Consider the following 21,653-nt stretch of genomic DNA (forward strand, 5'->3'; position numbering starts at 1 on the left):
GATTGTTAGATAAATAATTGTAATACTTTAATACAAAAGACTCTTCTAATTGTGATTGAGATCAAGATTGAAAATAACTAGCAATGCTAAAATTGACGGTTAAAACGGTCTGAAACATAATTCCTGATAATTGTTATATAAGAAAATTGTTAACTCGCACTTTAGTCAATCTTAATGATTTGTAACCATTAATATTCATCTTATAGAATCTCTTTAAACGTGACTACCCAACCATCTAATACAACCCAACCCACAAAGACTTTGTTAACAAAGCCTGTCGAAGAAAACCTGAATCGTCAAATATTGATTATTCTGGACTTTGGTTCCCAATACTCAGAATTAATTGCTCGTCGTATTCGTGAAACAGAAGTTTACTCAGAAGTCCTATCTTATAGAACCACAGTTGAACAAATAAGTAGGTTAAATCCCCAAGGAATTATTCTGTCAGGGGGACCTAATTCTGTTTATGATAGCCGCGCCCCTCAATGTGACCCCGAAATCTTTCACCTAGGTATTCCTATTTTAGGAGTTTGCTACGGAATGCAACTTATGGTTCAACAATTAGGAGGACAGGTAGAAAGAGCAAAGAAAGGAGAATATGGCAAGGCATCACTACGCATTGATGATCCTATAGATTTGCTCACTAACGTTGAAGAAGGTGCAACCATGTGGATGAGTCATGGTGACTCATGTGTTCAGCTTCCTGAAGGCTTTGAAATTTTAGCCCACACTGATAATACTTCTTGCGCCGCGATAGCCGATCATCAAAAGAAACTTTTCGGGGTTCAATTTCACCCAGAAGTTGTTCATTCCATAGGGGGACTTGCTCTAATTCGCAACTTTGTCTATCACATTTGTAAATGTGAACCGACTTGGACAACCGAAGCCTTTATTGACGAGTCTATTCGAGAGATTCGCGCTAAAGTCAAAAATAAGCGAGTTTTATTAGCTCTTTCTGGTGGAGTAGACTCTTCTACCTTAGCTTTTCTCCTCCATCGCGCCATTGGGGATAAACTAACTTGTATGTTTATTGACCAAGGGTTTATGCGAAAGGGCGAACCAGAAAGATTAGTGGATATCTTTAACAAAGAATTTCATATTAATGTTGAATATGTAAATGCCAGAGACCGATTTTTGGCACAACTTAGAGATGTCACTGATCCTGAAACCAAACGACGTCTTATTGGACACGAATTTATTCAGGTTTTTGAAGAGGAATCAGAGCGCCTAGGACCTTTTGATTATCTAGCCCAAGGAACTCTCTATCCTGACGTTATAGAATCTGCTGATAGTAACGTTGATCCAAAAACGGGGGAACGGGTTGCTGTTAAAATTAAAAGCCATCATAATGTAGGAGGACTTCCCAAAAATCTCCGCTTCAAATTGGTAGAACCTCTGCGGAAACTATTTAAAGATGAAGTCCGTAAACTTGGCCGGGTGATAGGCTTACCTGAAGAAATTGTCCGCCGTCATCCCTTTCCTGGTCCTGGGTTAGCCATTCGCATACTGGGGGAAGTGACTTCTGAACGTCTTAATTTAATGCGGGATGCAGATTTCATCGTACGTGATGAAATTACTAAACATGGGATGTACCATGATTTGTGGCAAGCATTTGCTGTACTTTTACCAGTGCGAAGTGTGGGGGTTATGGGAGATCAAAGAACCTATGCTCATCCTATCGTTTTACGGTTAATTACAAGTGAGGATGGAATGACTGCTGATTGGGCTAGGGTGCCTTATGACTTACTTGAAAGTATCTCAAACCGCATTGTGAATGAAGTTACAGGGGTTAATCGTGTAGTTTATGACATTACGTCTAAACCGCCTGGAACCATTGAATGGGAATAAAATGCTATGTGAAGACAAAAGGTAAACTCCCTCTTATGTCTTCTCCTTCCTTCTACTCTTTAAAAGGTTTATGGAAGATTATAAAGAAGTCGTGCGGTTCAACTTCTTTATAATACCTATAGTTTTCTAACTAAATCTTTGTGCGGAATATGGATAACATGTCACAGGAATTTATTTGAGTAAAAAAGTATGAGAAATTACCTAGTAACGTTGTTACAATGAGGGTTTACTGCTAAAGGGATTACCTGATTCCGTAGCTGTAATTCAAGTATCTTCTAATAAATTAGTCTCTGGAAAAATCTGTCATATCTTTGTGAAGTTGAAATATTTGTCAATTTAGACGATAGTTATTAGAACAACAAGATAAGCTACTTGCTAACACATATATTAATTCACGAAAAAAGTTGAATTAGTCAAAAATTATTTAATCTTGATTATTAGCTCGTTAATTTGCCCGAACTAGAATATCAGTTTCTGCGAGAGTGTAGCAGAAAGACAAACGTTAAAAAACTATTGATAAATATTTCTTTAAAATTAACTACAGTCAAATTTTTAAAAATTAGGATTAGTGATTTTGAATTACTAATCATTCTTCATAAAAAATTAAATATTAAACTAATGTTCCCTTAGAACTAGGAACGGCATGGGAACGACGGGGATCAATTTCTAAAGCCATCCGCATTGCTCGTGCAAACGCCTTAAAAGTAGCCTCAATAATATGGTGAGAATTGATACCATCTAATTGACGAATATGTAGGGTTATTTGGCTATGATTAACCAGTGCCACAAAAAATTCACGAACCAATTGAGTATCATAAGTCCCTACTCGTTGAGTGACAATTTCTAAACCATAATTTAAATAAGGTCGTCCTGAAAAATCTAAAGTTACTTGAACTAATGCTTCATCTAATGGGGAAATAAAATGACCAAAACGGGTTATTCCTTTGCGATCACCTAACGCTTTAGCCAACGCTTGACCGAGGGCGATGCCCACATCCTCATTGGTGTGGTGGTCATCAATTTCTAAATCTCCTGTAGCCTTTACCTCTAAATCAATTAATCCATGAGAAGCAATTTGATTAATCATATGGTCTAGAAAGGGAATTCCTGTTGCCGTATGACAAATTCCCTGACCATCCAAATTTAGGGACACCAACACCTCAGTCTCCTTGGTAGTGCGTTTGACGATAGCACTCCGAAGAGAGGAAGGCATAGAAATGGGAGATTGAGAAAAAGATTGGGGCTGCATAGATTCAATTTAACAGTTCAGTTCACTACTTATTGTGTAGGATATCAATCCTAAGTAAATATGGAATGTTTTCAACCTATCAATGTGTCTGATTAATAAAAGACAGCCAAAGACTATGGTAAAATTACCTCGGTTTGTATAGCCTAAAAATCCCAGATCAAGTTTTTATGAAAATTCTTGACCTCTACCTAATTGTACTCTAAATTCACTATTTATTATGAAGCTATTAGATTCTAAAGGGCGTTTACTCAATAAAGTTAGTATTTTGGATCTTGGTGCGGCCTTAGTTGTTCTTCTGGTAATTATTGGGATTTTTATTGTTCCTGGGAAATCAGGAGTGAGTACCATTGCACAAGTATCAAAAAAACCTATCGAAGTTGATGTCATTGTTCGAGGTTTAGGGATACGTGATCCTGAGTCGTTGATACAGCAATTCGAAAACGAAAGAAAAACTAACATTGTGATTCGCAACCAGCCGGCAGGGAAGGTCAATATTAAAAACATTCAACCCCTTCCTCGTACAACAGTGGTTCCTCAACCTGATGGATCCGTTAAAGCACTTCCTGATCCCAGACCAGAAGTTGTATTTTTTAAGGATATGATTTTGACATTAGGAGGAGAAGCTCAAATTACGAATACGGGAGCAGTGTTAGGTAATCAAAAGGTTAAAATTGGCACATTAATTGAGTTGGAAGGAAAAGATTATAACTTCAATACTAGTACCATTGATGTAAGGATTCTTAATTGAAATACCTCACTGGCTACAGCCGACTGGACACTCCAAACATCGTTGTTTTTAATTTGTGATTCAATTAGTCCAATTAAATTCTATTTTTGATAGGATTTAATTGTTTTTTTGATAAATATTTACAGTGTTATTACAAAATTACCAGCAGTGATTTTGTAAGCGGTATGAAGTTAGACAGTGCTTAGGTTGAAGGAAAGGAGTCAGAAAAGAAAATAGATGAATTGGCAATTATTTTTTTAATTGTCTTCAAACTTTATTTCTAGCATCAGTACTATGTTATCTCATAAAAGAATAATTGCCATATTTGGTAACAACCTAAGCAAATAATGAGGTAAGGTCTCGGTATCGACATAAAGTTGTTAATTTACAATTTTCTTAGAGATTATTCATAAGATTAGACTTCCATATTAACTATCAATTTGTTCTTTATCTAGCCTAATATCTGATATCTAAAAGCATACCTAAGTTTAAAGTCAATTTTTATTTTGTAAAGTTATTTAGTCCTAAATAATTTCTGTATATTTAGTTAAAAATCATTCTCCAAGTTTATACATACTAATTTTTAATAGATATCTGATTCCTGTAATAACTTGTACTATCAATAATAACAAAATAAGACCAATTACAACAATATAAATATTGCTCCAGAGATTAGAAAAATTTTGATTCATACTTTTAATAAAATTTTTCAAAATCACTAGTAAAGCAGCTAAAACACAAAAATTAATTAGATATATACCATCAATTATCTTGGCTAAATACCTCATTATGAAATCCTAAAATTGCTAGTTTTATTTGATTTTTTAAAAAAATACTGCTAGCGTTTTTATAGTATTTTCTGGATAAACAACAAATTAATAATCGCAATGAGAAACATTATCTCCATAACAATAAAGACAAAAAACTAAATAAATCTTAATTATTTATCACGTTTCGTTAATGAAAAATATTAATTTTGATAAACTAATTTTGACCACTAAATATGGCAAATAATGTTCCATTAAAATACACTACTATAATACTTTTGGACAAATCTTATTTTTATTATTGTTTAAATTTTATAAACCTATTTTATCAGTTTATCAAGTAAAATAAAATAAAATACAATACAAACCAAAATAAATATGAAATTACAGCAAATATTTTGTAAAAAATTTGAATAAAATTAACTAACTTTATAATTTATTGAGAAAATATTTTTTGTATATTAGACATTCTACATAATACTTAAAATTGTAAGAGAAAATGAGTAAATAAGATTACATAATTTATCTATAGTAGGTTCAACATAACAAGATGATTATGCTTTCATTTTGTCAATTTTTTTATCTAGAAAAGTGTACAAAATGAAAAATTAGCAATCAATTAATCAGTATTTCTATTAAATTAGGATAAGATTGTATTTGCCCTGATTTATATATTCTAATTTTTAATAGAAGACATACAGTTTTATCAGAAGATATAAATTTAAGTAAAAGACATTAGAATTAACCTACATTTGTTTTTAATATTTATCAATTAAACTCCTCTATAAAGATAAAAATTTAAAATTTATAGGATTATTTTTAGTAGTAAATAGACAAAAATACTTCGTCTAAGCAACTTAGCTAATCGTTTTAAACAAAAGTAATTAATTTTTTTTACTTGTATCTTTTTTTTTTAATTTTTGGTATATAGTAGAAATTTTATCTATTTTTATCAAAATAATACTGATAGAATTATTAGTTATTTTATTCTGTAAAGTTTAGAGTATTGAGTATATATAGTTTTACATAATAACTGTTACAAGTAATTTATTACTTATCCTCATAGATCCAGTAGATAACGTTTGGTGATATTCCGTATAATAATGTCTAATAATTCTAGAAATAAAGTAGTTATATATAAATAAATAATACCATTTTAGTAGTTATTAACTAAACTAATAAACTGTTAATTCATAACAAAAAAATAAGTCAAATGATGAATAAATTAGTTTTAAATAAAACTTAGAATATTTTATTTAAAACTAATTTATTTAATACTAATTTATTTAATACTACTAAAATAGTAACTATTTCCTTGGCAGCTTAAACTTTTTAAAAAGTTTAGTCTAGGTTATATTTTTTTATGTATATGTATTTTTTTATTATTTAGACTGAATATTTTACTTGTGTAATTATTTTTATTTATACAGATATAATGAATTTTCTATAAAAATCCGAAGGTATTGGTATTAAATAGACAAATTAACCATGATTTTTGTATTAAAAGACCAACTGTATATAGATAAGAAGAAAAAAACTCTAGATTGTGAGGAATCCTGCTGGTGTAACTGTTAATAATGTACGTTTTTGTAATCCTTCTTTTTCTAAAATTTCATTAGCTGCCAAAAGTCCACTACTTACTGCCCGTTCCATTAAGCCACAGGGAAAAGGCATTTTAACCCAGTCACCAGCAAAGTATAAGTTTTTAATTTCTGTTGTAGTTTTTGGACGATTATGATAACTGTTAGGAGGATAACCTGAAAAATTCTTTTGGTTAACTAATTCCCTATTTAAGCAGTTAGCCTTTTTTAATTCTGGAACAATTTCATATAATTCCTGTTCAAACGCAGTTAAAAGATATTCTTGACTTGGAAAATCTTTTTCCTTATAAGAATAGGCGTGTAACTCTATTACACTTCCTCCTGTACGTTTTGACCATTCAATAAACTGATTTTGAATGCGGTGATAAAGAGTAATACTATCGATTAGTTTATATCCAGAAATAGAGGTAAAGTCACTATATTTCCATTCAAAATCTTGGTCAAACCAGAACCTTACAACAGCAAACGGATCCGCTGTACTTAAGGTTATTATTTGTTGAGTAATTTTTTGATTAATATTTTCTTCTAATAACCCCCATAACTGTTTGACGCCAGGAACATCAGTAGCCATAACATAATAATCTGCTTCTATAATTTTATCCTCTTCTGAGGATATACTAGAAACACCAGTTAACTGAATTGATGTTGCTTTTTGCTGCGCTATTTTATAGCGATATAAATTATGTTTTGCAGGACCTCTAGATACCTTTCCTTGCTCATCATATAACGTTCCATGACAGGGACAAAGAAAAGTACCATTTTCTTGTCTACTTACCGTACAACCTTGATGAGTACAGGTTAAAGAAATTGCTTCTTTACAATTTGAAGTAGTTATAAAAACCTGATCACCTGCACCATAGTATGTTGCATAACTATTCGTCAAAGAATCATTACGTTCTACCCAGAAAGGGGCTGCAGCTTGCAAGTTACCCTCTTGATAAGTTAAAGAGATAATTTTTTCGTTTTCATATACGATTTTATTAATAATTGCTTCAGGAATAATTTGTCCCCCGTTGTTTTGAATTGCTTCAACAATAGGTTCAATTAAACTAGTTCCCATATCATCTTTTGTTCCACTAAAAGCTAATCCTTCAGGATTCCCAAAAAAATAAAAATGAAAAAATTGTAACAGTTCTCCTGTACTTAAAATATCGGGTGCGTTTAAAGTAGATTTTGCAAAGGGAAGGAAATATAAATCATAAATTCCTTGAGGAAATCCTTGTTTTACCCATTGAGTCACAGAAATACTATCAAATTTTGTAAAAGTTTGAGGAATTTTAACTCCTACAATAGCTCGAAAAACTTCCCAGTGAGAGGGTTTCAATAAGTTGATTCCCCATTGAAAACGATTGGAGGACCAAAAAATAAGATCAATAATATTCCAAGGAAAAGTTGAATGACTTGGATAAAAAAATTCTGGTTTATAAATATTATCTTTAAAGATAACAGAATAAAAACCTAATGGTTGAAAAGAATTCGTAATTGATAATTCTTTAATAATATTATTGAGATTATAGTACTGCGGAAAAAAACCGTGAAATCCATGTTCCATTTTAAAGGTTTCATTCCCCACTTGAACTGTCCAGCTAGCAAGTTTACCTCCTAACTGAGGTGATTTCTCTAATAAAGTCACTTTAAATCCCCGTCTACTTAATTCGTAAGCACAAGTTAATCCGGCTAAACCTGCACCAATTACGACTACAGACTTAGGTTGAGTTACTCGAGAAGGTAAATATAAGCTTAAGCTATCTTCTTGATAGATAAAAGGTTGGGGTTTATTAAAACGAGAATAGCCTAAGACTACCCCAGGTATTGCAGCACCTAAAAGCTTCAGAAAAGTACGACGAGAAAGTTTAGGGAAGATAGAAAAATTGGAAAACATAACAACAGGATTCAACTGTTCTATTAAATTCCTAGAAAAGCACTTTAAGTATATGATATCATTATTAGCCGAGACTAAAACAATTAACCCTACTTAACTTTCTTACATGAGCAAGAAGTGAACTTTTAAGATTTCAATCCTAATCGATTATGCAAGACTGTCTAATGTTGGATCTATCTAAATAATTGAACCAGAATGAAGGACTATACTATTCTTAATCCGATAAAATACTGTTAGCTCGAACATGCTCAGATATTAGGTGAGAACAATACATAGATATCCCAACGCATCAGTAAGATCTCTTAGTTATAGTGTCAGACAAGACCATATAGTTCTATAGTTTTTGGGCTTTTTCCTCAATCTTATTATATTCGTGGGTAGATTCTGTCTCAACTTATTTTAATTCCTATCACAGCCCTTTCATTAAAGTGATAAGTGCATACTTAATCGGTGCATAAATCTCACTTCTCAAAACAACCCAAGAACTACTTATGAAATTAATATTAACAAACAATATGGCTGCCCTTGTTCTCTATATCCCAACTAACTCATAAGCGCAGAACATAAACAAAGCAAACCAGTTCATCTCTGGCATTTCTCGATACGTCCCGACCCCAACTAATAAAATATTCTCTGTGTCTCAACTTCTCATTATTAACTAATATTTCTACAGTGCCTCAAGGTTGATAAATTTTCTTAAAAGACTGTAGGATATTTAGTCCAAAGTTACCAATCACTAGATAATAAACAATAGTTCATCACCTTGTCTACACTACTGTGATGAACTAATTACTTAATTACTAAAACAATTTGTAAGAATAACTTCTCGATTTTGTTGTAATTGAAGTTTGTGCATATGGTTGAACAACCACCAACAATATTCCTCTGATAATCCACAAGTGATTGCTCCTCGCAATACTACATTCAAATACCAATCATTGGGGGCTAATTCTTGGGGTAATTTATCAATAACGACATAAGTCCGCACATTTTGATAGAGTTTCCCTTCACTATGAACATCAATATATTCGTGACGATATCCATTACGAGGTACCTCTTCTCTAGTATCTAGGTGAGTGCTAAACCGCCAAGGAAGATGATATAAAACTCCTTCCACACAGGAATTGGGATCACGAACTACATCCAATGTGCCACAATTACGCCTTAGAGAACGACGATAGAAACCCAGCCGGTATCCTTTCAATACAGCGGTCCCCACCACGTATTGATAAGTGTTTTCTCCAAAAGTTCGTTTTAAGTCCACAGGACACATACAAGAGCCATAGGCAAAGTAATAAAATGATGTTTCCGGCAATCCTTGAGATTGTAAATGACTTCCTTGATGAGAAGAATGAGTCATCGAACTCTTTAAATTTGATAGAGTTCGGACTCGGGGTAAGGGGTCAGGGGATAGGTTCATCGGATGTTTTCCTAGAAGGTAAATAGCGGTTGACTTGTCTTTACTGTTCCCTAGCCAAGATAATTGATAAAAATATGAACTTGTTACAAGTATGTCTGTAAGGTATCTGCCAATTTATCAGCGATGCCTTCAATCCAATTTTCGTCCTGTTTAGTATAACTTCGGGGAACATTTGCCCCCAAAATTAAAACCCCTTGGTTTCCCATCGGTTGGCAGATTATTCCTTGAGTATTTTCGGGAAGATAATCAAACTCGACGCGTCCTGGATAAAGAGGCAAATTAACCAAATAAACTGGTTTTTTACTTGCTAAAACTCTTTTTAAAATCCTACCTGGAATCACTTGAGAGTTAATACCTAAAACTCCTCGTTTTAACACCACTGTTCCCTGATAGTAAACCACCAAAGATTTGGTAACGGTATTAGTTAATACTAAATAGGAAGCCCAAGCAAGTTCTTTCTTGATTTCTTCTGGTAAATCAGGGGCAAATTCGAGACCTTGTTTTCCAACGAGAGTAACAGCATCAGGTGATCGTGGTTGAACTTGTTGCCATATTAAACCTACTAAAATTAAGACTCCATTGAGAATAACTCCGATCACATCAGAACGAGATTGAGATTCAGTTAAAGTTAACGTCGTAAAACGATTAATCAATAAGAGGAGACTCCCAAGTCCTCCTGCAAAAAAGGGTAGCAATCGCAAAATTCTATTCGGATCTGATTTGTTCATCAAGTAGACCAAAAAGAGAATATATTCAGCACTCTCTCATATCTTTTTCCATTAATCCATTCTACTTAGAGATAGACCACCTCTCCGTACAAAGTAATTTTGTCTAGTTATCTTTCTCAACAATTGTCAGTGTAATAATACTATATTACACTGACAATTGTTGAGAAACTTTTCTCTTATTTTCTTAGCAGGCTAGATAGGTTCACAACATATTGTTAATTAATAAATTTTGATAGTTTTTAGGAGTTAGGTGTTGAAAAATAACCTTAAATATTATAGTCCTAAAAATATACAACTATAGCTAAAAATAAATATAAAACAATATAAATAGAGAAATATTAAGAAAAATTTTTATTTATTGTAAAACACTAATATTTAAATTATAAGTTGTGTTATGATTACAAAAGAAAATACCTGTTGATTATAATCCGATAGACAGAATGAAGTGAGATCATCATTTATTTAAAGGCTTGAAAAAATTTTAACCTATATTACACAATTTTATATTTTATTTTGCTGAGAGAATCAAGACTACGATAGAATTAGTAAGAGTTTATCTTTTTAAACAAAAATAATTTAAGTAAAACTTACACTGAAGAAGACCGTTATCATGAGGTTTGCACCATCTCCCATTAAAATCGCTGTTCAAATTGGATACTACCGCGACTATCATCAGTAAAATTACTCGATCCTCGAATCAAAATGTTATCATTAATATGATAGCGAATTCCCATATGAGAAGGGCTATCATTATTTAATATTTTTTGCATAGAAACTGATAATTCATCAGTAATATTAATCCCTGCTTCCGCTACAACCCCAATATATGGATTATTTAACTGTTCTGTTTCATCAATTAACTGTGTAGGAAAAACACGAAATTCGCTTAATCCTAATGCTTTTCCAATAGCACCTTGAACCGGTCCAAATACTGCAGTCCCGGCTAAATGAGCTAAACCTAATTGGGTTTCCAGTTTTTCTAAAGGACTAAGAAAACTACCCCCTAATAAGGCGATAATCTCAGCAGAATTCCGTTTGGGTTGACTAGTTAATTCAATTCCATTATTTAACTGACTGGCAAAGCCTTTAACGGTTGCTTGAATACGAACAGTTTGTAAACTGTCCGTATTTGCACTAAAAGGATCATTAATTTCCGATGAGATAGGATTAACATTCACCCGATTACGGGTTGTTTCTGTGGTAGAAGTAAATAATTTAATATTTAAATAGGGATCGAGACCGTGATTAGGAAGAAACTCAGCTGTATTTTTTTGACTTTCAGCTAAGCGTAATTGACTAGCAAATAAATTAACTAGGCCATTTTGTAGTGTAATAATTCCTTCCAGTCGAGGTTGATCAATATTTCCGTCAACGGCAAGACTTCCCGTGGCTAAAAAACTCAAAAGAGGAAGACGAGAAATAGAAATATTCTCCACTAACGTTAGTTTTAACCCAGCAAATTCAAGATAAGTTGGCATTTTTTGCCTTTCTTCTCTTGTATCTCCGAGTAGTACTTCACCCTCAAATAATTCTAAATCCCCCCCTATTTTCGGTCTTAAAACTGTTCCTCCCACTTGGATAGTTCCTTTTACTCCCCCTTGATAACGTTGAGGTAGATCTAATACTAAATTATTAAAATCGATAGTTAAAGGGTGTTGCTGCTTGATAGTTTTAAGGATGGGTAATGATCCTTCTATGGTTACTTGACCACCGCTAAATTTCCCAGTTAACCCTGCAACGGTCAGGCGATCAAGGTCAAACAAAATCTTGCCATTGACATTAGTTAATGGTGCATCAGGAACTACTTTAGCTTCAATAGTAGCGTTTTCTATTTGGGCTATCCCGTTAGCGTTGAGCTGAGTAGGAAGTCCAAGTTTTTGATCTAATAATCCTGAGACATTAAGTTTAATCTTGCCTTGTCCTCCTAGCCAAGCTACCTGTCCTTTCGTGAGAAGGTTTAGAATAGTTAACCCTTCGTTTTGAACATCCACCGTTAGGGAAAGACGATCGCTATTCGGTTGTACTTTTGTAAAGGGAAGTTGATAGGGAAAGGTTCCCTTGACGGTTAGGGGTTGAGTTCGCTTGCCCAATATACTACTAGCTGAAAAGTTCATCCGTCCCCGATGATAGGTAAACCTACCTTCGGTGGATTGCAAGGTTGTTTTATTAATGCTTGCTTTATTAATAGCAAGTTTTCCTAAAATTTCGGGATTATCCCGATTTCCAGCTAGGCTAACATTAGCGTTGAGTTGTCCTCCAATATCCAGAATCTCAGGTAGGGACAAAAATTCTGAAAACTCATCTAGAGGAATATTGACTAATCGTAGTTTACCTTCTTGATTTTTCTTTCCAATATGACCGGCAAAAGCAATTTGACTACTTTTGTGTTGTAAACCGACAGAATTTAATGTGAGGATACCTTTTTGCCAACTTCCCTTAGAGTTGATATGAGTGAGATTAAAGTCTCCCCAATTCCAATTTTGACCACTGAAATCAAAATTGGCTTCTAACCCAGATTTAGGGGTGAATTTAACCGCAATTTTTCCATCAAACACACCTTGCAATTGTTGTAATTCTGGTAAAGGTGATGCTTTTTTACGAGTTTGCTTTTGTCGACTTAACCAGTCATTAATAGCTAGGAAATGGATTAAACGATCACTAATAGTTGCCTTGTCACTTCCTACTTCTGCTAGGGGTGGTTTTAAAGTAAAAGTAGGAAGTAAGGATTTTGTTCTTTCTAACTTGTCTAAAACCGTTTCTTGATCCGTGTTACTTATTCTCTTCGTTTTATACAAATCTTTAGCTTTAGCATATTGAGGAGTAGTTAGTCCTCGTCTGATATCTTTTAATTCAAAGATTTGTAGGGTTTCAAGAATATTTTGAATGTTTCCCTGATCAACGGTAACATTAGCATTTAAATGAGGACCTTGTGAAGTTGGAGTAAAGTTACCTTCAAAACTATATAGACTATTATTGAGCGTTAATTTCCCTTTTTTGATAGTAAGATTCCTGTCAACATATTGAACATCTCCCGTCAATTTTTGTCCTTTGACCGTTCCCAATTGAGGGTTAAAGATAACTACTTCTCGTCCGGCAATCGCTCCTGTATTTAAATTTAATATAAATTGTCCTGATATCTCTCCCAAGAGAGGTTGAGTGAGTAGATAAGTAGAGGCATCAAAAAGAGATAAGGTAGAAGAGAACTTTTTTGTACCTCCTCTCTTCAAAATATAATTTTGCAGTAAGCTAATAGGAATTTGCCGAACTTCTAAATTTACCTTTCTTCCTTCGCGTGTTCCTTCTAGCTGCACTTGTTCCTGTTTCAAGGAAATAGCTAGAGGTTTAGACTGATTGTCTAACTCTAAGTGAAGGTGATCTTTTTTTCCATCTAACGCTAATTCGACTCCTCGCTTGGGATTAACGTTTAACTTTCCCTCTAAAACAGGGTCAAATCTCAAGCTACCAAGATTAAAGTTAATTAGAGATAATTGACCATTAATGTTTGGAGCGTCAGGTGTTCCCATAATCGCTCCGACAAAATTTACTTTTCCAGTAGGATTTATCTTGTTATTATTGAAGGTAGAATTTACTTTAGATAAAATTGGGAGCAAATTTTTAAAATCAAGTCTTTTAGCTGAGATATCTACGTAAAATTCTTTAATTATCTTGAGCACATCTTGAGTTTTTCCTAATACCAACCAATTAATCTTACTCCATCCTTTAATAGACATTCCTGTCGCGGTAGCTTGATCAATAGTTAAAGTATCGTCTTTCCAACTAAATACTGTTTGAAACGGGCTTTTGATTACCCCTAATCCTTGACTAAAGTTCAACTTTCCCCTAACTTCAACATTCTGAGGAGTAATACTATCTAATCTGCCATTAACCTCAATTTTTCCGTTAACTTTATTATTTAAATCTGAATTAAACTGATTTAAATTAACTACTTCTGTTGAAATTGTAGAAATAAACTTACTGTCATACAATTCTATTTTTTGTATATCAGTATGTCCTTTTGGTAAAAGAAGTTCAGCATTTACTTTACCCAATAAGTTTTCTGAAGCTACCGATAAAGTTCCTGGTAAGTTAAATAGTAATTTAAGCTTATCAGGAACTTTATCGGTAGCTTCAGAAAATATTTGATTTATATAAAGATCATTTATTAGTAGTTTACTCGACCATTTTCCATCATTTAATTTAAATTCATTAGCATTAATTTTTCCTTGAGATAGCTCTAAAGTTGCATTTCCTCCACCCTGAATTTGATCTAACCCTAATGGTAGATTTCCAGCCAAGTTAAAAGTCGCTTTCAATATACCATCTAAGCTTGGAATATTTTTTAGATATATGTTTTTTGTTTTTACGTTAATAAAAACTGAACCAATATTCCATTTTCCCTTATATATTCGTAAATCATCTGCTATTATCTTTCCGTCTTTCATAAATACTTGAGCCTTTCCCGTCACCTTTAATGTCTCAAGAAATGGTTTGTTGACGTTTCCTGATATTTTAAAAATTCCCTGTAATATTCCATTATTTAACTCTTTAGGAACAGGCAAAACCAAACTATCTAAATCAATATTCAATGTCTCTATTGTTCCTTGCCAGTCTCCTTGATAATAGTTTAAGTTATCAGCTTTAATTGCCCCGTTCCCAATCTTTAAATGACTGTTTCCCTGCACTCGTAAAGTTTCAGGTTTATGAACAATACCTGAAATAATTAATTTACTAGATAATTTATCAATTTTTATGGGATATTCAGTTTGATAAATTCTAGATAAAGTTTCACCAGCAAGATTAGAACTTTGCAGATCAAAAACAAATTTGCCAAACTTATCTGAGTTTGTTGTAACTATATCTATTTTCCCTTTCCCTGTTATTGCTCCACCAAAAATTGGAACTGCTTGAATTTGTTTAATTAGTAAAGTAGATTTATCTGCAAAAAATTGAGCATAAATCTTTTTAAATTCAATTTTATCAATTTTACTTAATTTAGTATTAGATACAGTTGAATGAATCTGGGGATTATTTAACTTTCCTCTTATTCGCAAAACTCCTTGAAAATCTCCTCCCAGAGCAATAGCAGGAGATTGTTTTTTAAAAGTTGTAAAAATTTGACTAATAGAAGTAGGTTTAGTTATAGTATCTAAATTATATCCTGTCTTTAAATCAAGTTCACCTTTAGTAATTCCAGTAATAGAACCAAAACGAGTAGCCACTTTATCAAACCTTATTTTAGTTCCTTTTAAACGAAGTTTCCCTTGAGTTTGTACAGGATGAAGAAGAGAAACAATAGAAGTATTAACTTGATGTAAATTAACGACTCCTCTCAATTCAGGAAGTTGATTTGGCTTTAGATTGACTTCTAAATTAGCATCGATTTTTCCCTGTTCAAAAGCTAAAGGAACATCAATAAAATGTTCAATTTTTTTAAAATTTTTTACATCTAAGCGATGCCCTCTAACCAACAAATTTATTTCTTTTGTTGACCATTTTTTGCTACCAATAACTTCAAATTTTCCTCCTGCTGTTAAGTGACTATTTATTTTAAATGTAATTATACCAAGATTATCAATAATATTAATTTGACTTGATAAATGTTTAAATTTAGTGGTAGCAGAAACTGTCCCTTTAGCTGAATAAGGTGCTAAAATCAGATTAGCATCTTTAATCTGTAAAAATTTTAGCTTGATAAAATTATTTCCTGTGAAATCATCTAGTTTTGTTAGTAACCAGTTGCCCTGTTCCCCTTGTTTAAGATAAACATTCGGTTGAATTGCTGTTACTTTAATTTCTAATTCTCGCTTTAAAAGTAGTGTGAGAGGATTATAGGCTACATCCAAAGCGGTCATAGTAACTTGAGCAGGATCAGTAGTAGTTTGAGCAATTTTACTTTCGCCAAAACGCACTCTACTCAACGAAAAATACTGAAGGTTCCCTAAATTAACTGGACGATTTAAAAAATCACTGAGTTCAGTTTCTACCCAAGGAGTTAGGTTCCGCTGCAAGAAAAACCATCCAGAGATTAAACTTGTGCCTAATCCTATTAAGATAATCCCACCTCCCCACATCAAAACGCGGTAATGCCAGGGAGGAGCTTTTTTATGAAGTTTGGAGGGATAATGTAGCTCAGGTTCCCGTGTTGTGTCTGAATGGGAGGGGTCTGTCGTCATGACTTTTCTTCTCACACCACCAGTGGCTAACCGCGTTAACGATTTCTTCGACTACATTATAGAGTCCTCTTTGTAAGGTTTTGTTTCTTCTCAGTTATTCCAATCCACTTGGTTCAGATAATTAGACAGGGTTACAGCATCTACCCCTAACTCAGTACGTTCTTTTGCGGCTAGAATAGCCGCTTGAGAGTGCCACAGAGCCGCTGTAGCCACTATTCCTCCTTCGTCTATTTCTTTTTCATGGAAACTAGAAGCGGTTTGCCCTAATAGCCCCCCAATTAATCCAGTTAAAATATCTCCACTACCCCCTCGTGCTAAAGCTGGGGTACTCTCAGGAATTAACCAAACATGACCATTAGGGTCAGCTACTACTGTCTTGGCACCTTTAAATAAAATGATCATTCCACTTGTTTGAGCTGCGGCTCGAACAGCAGCTATTCTGTCCTTGTCAGGGTGTTCAATGTAAGGAAATAGTCGTTTAAATTCTCCTAGATGAGGAGTTAAAACGGTAGGATTATTTTTCTTTGATAAAGTATTCATAGTTCCTGATTTAGTAGCTAAGATATTTAACCCATCTGCATCTAAAACAAGAGGACACGGTGCTTTCAATACCTGTTCAACTACAAATTTTGCTTCTAAGGTTAACCCCGGTCCACAGGCAATGACATCATAGTTATCAAAAGCCATAGCTAGGGGAGGTAATTGGGCGATTGCCCCAGTTTTTGTTTCAGGACACTCAATGATTAATGCATCTGGTAATTGACTAACTAGCAATGGTTTTAGTGACTCAGGAACGGCAATTGATAGCATTCCTACACCACTACTTCGCGCGCCTAACCCTGTTAGGATACTACCTCCTGCATAGCGACGAGACCCACAAATAAGTAACAAATGCCCCTGTTTGTACTTATGGGTTAATACAGGACGAGGTAAGGGTAAAAATTGCCGTGCTAGTATTGGATTAATCCGTTTTATAGGAATATTTTTAGGTATAATACCACAGATATCTTGAGGAAGAATACCAAAATCAATCCTTTCTGCTTTTCCAATATAGTCTAAGGCTTGATCTTGAAAATAAACCTGTTTCCATAAGCCTAAACAAAAACTATAGGTGGCTTTGATAGCTGTTCCTAAAACTTCTCCTGTATCTGTATGTAGGCCAGAGGGAACATCAATACTAATGACGGGGACATTTTTTTTGTTAATACTATCTACAACTCTAGCAAGATTTCCTGAGAGAGCGCGTGTTAAACCAAAACCAAATAAGCCATCGACGATTAATTCACATTCTTCTAAATATTCAATTTCTTGATAACAGGGAATTCCTAAGTGATGAGCATAATTTGCGTGCTGTAAAGTTAATTCTTTTGACCTAGAAAAGGGACGATACAAACAAATTTCATAGCCCTGTAAATACAGTTCTCTAGCTATAACTAAAGCATCTCCACCATTATGTCCAGGTCCGACTAAAACTCCTATTCGTAAGGTTTTAAATAAGGGATAGATTTTCTGTATTCGATGAGCTAATAAAATTGCCACTTTTTCCATTAAAGCGGCTACAGGCATTCCCTTTGTAAAAATTCGGGCTTCAATTTCCCTCATTTGCTCGGACGTAACAACAATAGTATCTAGTAGTTTTAGTTGATCAGTTATAGACATTTAAGTTTTTATTTAAAAATACAATAACAAGACAATTCTTTACACAAAATTCTCAATTTAATACTTAAAAATATAAATATAAAGTGTAATATTAAACAATTAGTTAAATAAAAGTATAAGTACTGTACTTAAATAGTATAGCAGATTATGTATTTAAATTAAACTATGCATATTTAATCAAGAATTTAAACTCAATTTATAAATATATTTAATCCAGTCCAATACTTTCTATTTTAATATATAAAGTATTCTCTGTTATTGATTGCTGTAATTATTTAAAATATAAATGTTTTAATCGATTCTATGTGACTTGTATTGACAATTATAAAAATAAAAAATACTTATCAAAAAGTATCAAATAGCTATACATTTATAAGTTATCTTAAACATATAGTAAAAATATGTCATTACTCATTTTCATAAAATTTTTAATTAATTTAGGAAATAATACATTTAAATATCAATAATAATACTTGATAAATGTCAAGTATTACCTGAACTACATTGGTTTAGCAAAAGAGCAAAATTAAAGAATATTAATTATCTAAAAAATTTTTCTATTTTGCTTATATAATTTAAATATGATAATATGTTTTTTGTGCCAAAAATAGTCATTGTATTGTTTTTGACAATTAAACATAAAAAACAGTAGTAACAAAAGTTTAGAGTCTTAAATTAAATATAATTTTTGTCATGTCTTTATTTTAAGTTTTTTCTATAAAATAAATTTTAAATGTTTAAAATTATTCATTAATTTTTATTCCCTAAAAAGGGATATATGCAATTAAAATTAGCAAAAAATGTTCTTTAATACTCTAAATTTAGAAGATTTTAAATACTTAATAATATAAGTTAAATAGATAAAATTGGTGCACAGTAAACAAAAAATTCTCAAAAATTTAGATAAAGAATGTAGATAAAATCTATTAAATATTTAATAATTCTTTATTATCAGAATATTCTAGATAGAAAAAATAATAATTAAAGTAACTTTACTATACTAAGTTTATACAAATATTTTTTTTATTTGTATAAACTTAGTAAAATCAATTTTTTTATAAGATTTATTTGATAAATTTTTGATGTAAATTACATGAAATCTTTTGATTTTAACCTAATTAAAATCAAATTTATACTATAGAAAAATAATAATATATTATATATACAAAATTTAATATCGGATGCTTTTTAAGCTATTAATTATTTGTCTATCTAATTTCTTTTTAGTAAAATAAAATACAAAATCTATATTCTTATAAAGATAAAATTTACTAAACATATAAATTCATAAAAAATTGATTATTGCTTAAATTTAACAGTAAATTTTTAATATATAAAATGGAGTTTTATCGACAAAAATATGGCATCATTTTATTTATTAGAAATAAATAAAATAGCTTAAAATTTAGTATAAACATATTAGATTTAAAGCAATTATGTCAACACTAGTTCTTTTAGTTTTAATTAAAATTATTAAAACTAAAGTAGCATTTTTAATGTTTTAGTAAAAAACTTAACTTTAAAAACTATTTAAAATTTAATATTTTTTTAGTTTAGTGAATAAAAACAAAAAAGTGAAAAAAATATTTTTTATAGAGCTAGATCTCTTGATCTGCTCTATAAAAAATATTTCCTTATTATAGGAATGATTTATTTTAAAAACCAGTAAAATTTTCTCTTCAAAAAATAGTGAGCAATCAATATTTATAGAACATAAATCTGTTATATAATCTGTGCCTAATAGATAAATTTTAATAAAGTTAAGGTGTTACTGTTTTTTGAACAACTAGAAAGTATCCTGATAAAAAATATTTTTTAATGATATTTCTTTGTTTTCAAAGCTATATTTTATAATAGTTGGAGATTAAATTTTAGCCCATAAAAAACTATCTTTGTTATCTTAAGTAGCTGGGTTTCATTTAAACTAACAGTCTCGCCAGCGCAATACATAAAACCAAAGGCTTCTATAAAATTTAGATTTATCTACTAATTTACTGATACTATCGAAGATAGTATCAATGATAAAACAAGAAAAAACGACGATTATATTAATTTTTGAAAAGCATTATCTGTTGTCATTTGACGAAATAGAGGATTATGAATATTCAAGACGGCTTTGTTGGGACAGTTGGCAATACGCCCCTAATTCGATTAAAAAGTTTTAGTGAAGAAACTGGATGCGATATTTTAGGCAAAGCCGAATTTCTCAATCCAGGTGGTTCTGTCAAAGACAGAGCCGCTTTATATATAATTAAGAGTGCAGAAGAAGAAGGTTTGTTAAAACCTGGGGGTACAGTAGTTGAAGGTACAGCCGGCAATACTGGGATTGGATTGGCTCATATTTGCAACGCAAAGGGGTATAAATGTTTAATTGTAATTCCTGAAACTCAATCCCGGGAAAAGATTAATCTTCTCAGAACTTTGGGCGCTGAGGTTAAAACTGTTCCTGCAGTTCCTTACCGCGATCCCAACAATTATATTAAAGTTTCAGGAAGACTAGCTCAAGAACTAAACAATGCTATCTGGGCGAATCAATTCGATAATGTGGCAAATCGCTTAGCCCATTACGAAACAACAGGTCCTGAAATTTGGGCGCAAACCGATGGAAAAATGGATGCTTGGGTGTCTGCCACTGGTACTGGAGGAACTTATGCTGGATCTGCTTTATTTTTTAAAGAAAAAAATCCAAACATTAGATGTATTGTTGCTGATCCTATGGGCAGCGGACTCTATAGTTATGTAAAGACTGGGAAAATTAAACCTGAAGGAAGTTCCATTACTGAAGGAATTGGAAATAGTCGTATAACCGCGAATATGGAACAAGCTCCCATCGATGATGCTATTCAAATTAATGATCGTGAAGCACTGCGAGTTATCTATCAGTTATTGTACAAAGATGGTCTATTTATGGGAGGGTCAGTCGGCATCAATGTGGGCGCGGCAATCGCCTTAGCAAAACGGATGGGTCCTGGACACACAATAGTAACAGTATTATGTGATGGAGGAGCTAGATATCAATCTCGTTTGTATAATCAAAACTGGTTAAAAACTAAAGGATTAGTTGATTAAATAGGATATAAAAAATTATTTAGTAAGAGTTAACTAAACTATAATAATTCAAAGTTGATAAATAATTTAAGACGAATAGTTACCAGTTGGTTAGACACAAGATGTTTACTTTATATAAATAAAGACAGAAATTACTTCCCATATGAAGTCCTTAGCAGCAATCATATACTACAACTTCCTCTAAAAATTACTCTAAATCGTGGTTATCGTGGTTGATGAACTGCATCCTTTAGAGATAATATTATTAGTCAATTTTGTCAAAAACCTTTATTAATTGTTGGTATGAATTCTTCAGAAATTACAGTAGGCTGCCAGGTTATCCTAAGTGTTAGTCCTCCTTATCTAAAAACAGCTGATCCTATGCCCATGTTGCGTCCGGCCGATATTTTGGAAATTGGGTCCCAAGGTATCGTTATTGATCGCCGTCCAGGAGATTATTGGGGAGTTCGTTTTAATAAAGGAGTTTTTCTGGTAGAAAGTCAGTATCTTGAGAAACTTGCCCCTTGAACCAACTGGGTTAGATTGAAAAG

General features: G+C 32.4%; 10 protein-coding genes. 4 read left to right on the forward strand and 6 right to left on the reverse strand.

What is annotated here, in order from left to right:
* Positions 1 to 219 precede the first annotated feature (219 nt).
* Positions 220 to 1,848: a glutamine-hydrolyzing GMP synthase gene (gene guaA / locus OXU93_RS01365; protein ID WP_324127252.1), complete on the forward strand. Its 1,629-nt coding sequence runs from the start codon at positions 220 to 222 to the stop codon at positions 1,846 to 1,848.
* Between the two features lie 610 nt (positions 1,849 to 2,458).
* Here the strand turns inward: guaA and hisB are convergent.
* Positions 2,459 to 3,097, reverse strand: a complete 639-nt coding sequence (gene hisB / locus OXU93_RS01370) for an imidazoleglycerol-phosphate dehydratase HisB (RefSeq protein WP_416378775.1) — start codon at positions 3,095 to 3,097, stop codon at positions 2,459 to 2,461.
* Between the two features lie 217 nt (positions 3,098 to 3,314).
* Between hisB and OXU93_RS01375 the strand changes: the two genes are divergently transcribed.
* On the forward strand, positions 3,315 to 3,845 hold the full coding sequence (locus tag OXU93_RS01375; RefSeq protein WP_267384047.1) for a DUF4330 domain-containing protein: 531 nt from the start codon (positions 3,315 to 3,317) through the stop codon (positions 3,843 to 3,845).
* 2,285 nt (positions 3,846 to 6,130) lie between these two features.
* Here OXU93_RS01375 and OXU93_RS01380 read toward each other — a convergent pair.
* The 5 genes from OXU93_RS01380 to OXU93_RS01400 all read right to left on the reverse strand — a co-directional run bounded on the left by OXU93_RS01380 (position 6,131) and on the right by OXU93_RS01400 (position 18,054).
* Positions 6,131 to 8,074: an FAD-dependent oxidoreductase gene (locus tag OXU93_RS01380; RefSeq protein ID WP_267384048.1), complete on the reverse strand. Its 1,944-nt coding sequence runs from the start codon at positions 8,072 to 8,074 to the stop codon at positions 6,131 to 6,133.
* A 793-nt stretch (positions 8,075 to 8,867) separates the two neighbouring features.
* Positions 8,868 to 9,434, reverse strand: a complete 567-nt coding sequence (locus tag OXU93_RS01385; protein ID WP_267384732.1) for a gamma-glutamylcyclotransferase — start codon at positions 9,432 to 9,434, stop codon at positions 8,868 to 8,870.
* Positions 9,435 to 9,577: 143 nt separating this feature from the next.
* Positions 9,578 to 10,222, reverse strand: a complete 645-nt coding sequence (locus OXU93_RS01390; RefSeq protein ID WP_267384049.1) for a cofactor assembly of complex C subunit B — start codon at positions 10,220 to 10,222, stop codon at positions 9,578 to 9,580.
* A 632-nt stretch (positions 10,223 to 10,854) separates the two neighbouring features.
* Positions 10,855 to 16,395, reverse strand: coding sequence for a translocation/assembly module TamB domain-containing protein (locus OXU93_RS01395; RefSeq protein WP_267384050.1), 5,541 nt, complete (start codon positions 16,393 to 16,395; stop codon positions 10,855 to 10,857).
* A gap of 90 nt (positions 16,396 to 16,485) precedes the next feature.
* Complete coding sequence (locus OXU93_RS01400; protein WP_267384051.1) at positions 16,486 to 18,054, reverse strand: NAD(P)H-hydrate dehydratase; 1,569 nt, start codon at positions 18,052 to 18,054, stop codon at positions 16,486 to 16,488.
* Positions 18,055 to 20,151: 2,097 nt separating this feature from the next.
* On the opposite strand from OXU93_RS01400, the gene OXU93_RS01405 reads away from it, so the two are divergent.
* Together OXU93_RS01405 and sipA are read left to right on the forward strand one after the other, a co-directional pair.
* Positions 20,152 to 21,123, forward strand: coding sequence for a cysteine synthase A (locus OXU93_RS01405; RefSeq protein WP_267384052.1), 972 nt, complete (start codon positions 20,152 to 20,154; stop codon positions 21,121 to 21,123).
* Positions 21,124 to 21,405: 282 nt separating this feature from the next.
* Positions 21,406 to 21,630, forward strand: a complete 225-nt coding sequence (gene sipA / locus OXU93_RS01410) for a regulatory protein SipA (protein WP_267384053.1) — start codon at positions 21,406 to 21,408, stop codon at positions 21,628 to 21,630.
* Positions 21,631 to 21,653: the final 23 nt, after the last annotated feature.

This window comes from Cyanobacterium sp. uoEpiScrs1 (assembly GCF_947331815.1).
Taxonomy (GTDB): domain Bacteria; phylum Cyanobacteriota; class Cyanobacteriia; order Cyanobacteriales; family Microcystaceae; genus Rippkaea.

What these genes read in the sequence shown, in the direction of transcription:
- sipA (WP_267384053.1), top strand. Translation starts at nt 21,406, where the DNA reads ATGAATTCTTCAGAAATTACAGTAGGCTGCCAGGTTATCCTAAGTGTT.
- hisB (WP_416378775.1), bottom strand. Translation starts at nt 3,097, where the DNA reads ATGCAGCCCCAATCTTTTTCTCAATCTCCCATTTCTATGCCTTCCTCT.
- OXU93_RS01390 (WP_267384049.1), bottom strand. Translation starts at nt 10,222, where the DNA reads ATGAACAAATCAGATCCGAATAGAATTTTGCGATTGCTACCCTTTTTT.
- OXU93_RS01395 (WP_267384050.1), bottom strand. Translation starts at nt 16,395, where the DNA reads ATGACGACAGACCCCTCCCATTCAGACACAACACGGGAACCTGAGCTA.
- OXU93_RS01375 (WP_267384047.1), top strand. Translation starts at nt 3,315, where the DNA reads ATGAAGCTATTAGATTCTAAAGGGCGTTTACTCAATAAAGTTAGTATT.
- OXU93_RS01380 (WP_267384048.1), bottom strand. Translation starts at nt 8,074, where the DNA reads ATGTTTTCCAATTTTTCTATCTTCCCTAAACTTTCTCGTCGTACTTTT.
- OXU93_RS01385 (WP_267384732.1), bottom strand. Translation starts at nt 9,434, where the DNA reads ATGACTCATTCTTCTCATCAAGGAAGTCATTTACAATCTCAAGGATTG.
- OXU93_RS01400 (WP_267384051.1), bottom strand. Translation starts at nt 18,054, where the DNA reads ATGTCTATAACTGATCAACTAAAACTACTAGATACTATTGTTGTTACG.
- OXU93_RS01405 (WP_267384052.1), top strand. Translation starts at nt 20,152, where the DNA reads ATGAATATTCAAGACGGCTTTGTTGGGACAGTTGGCAATACGCCCCTA.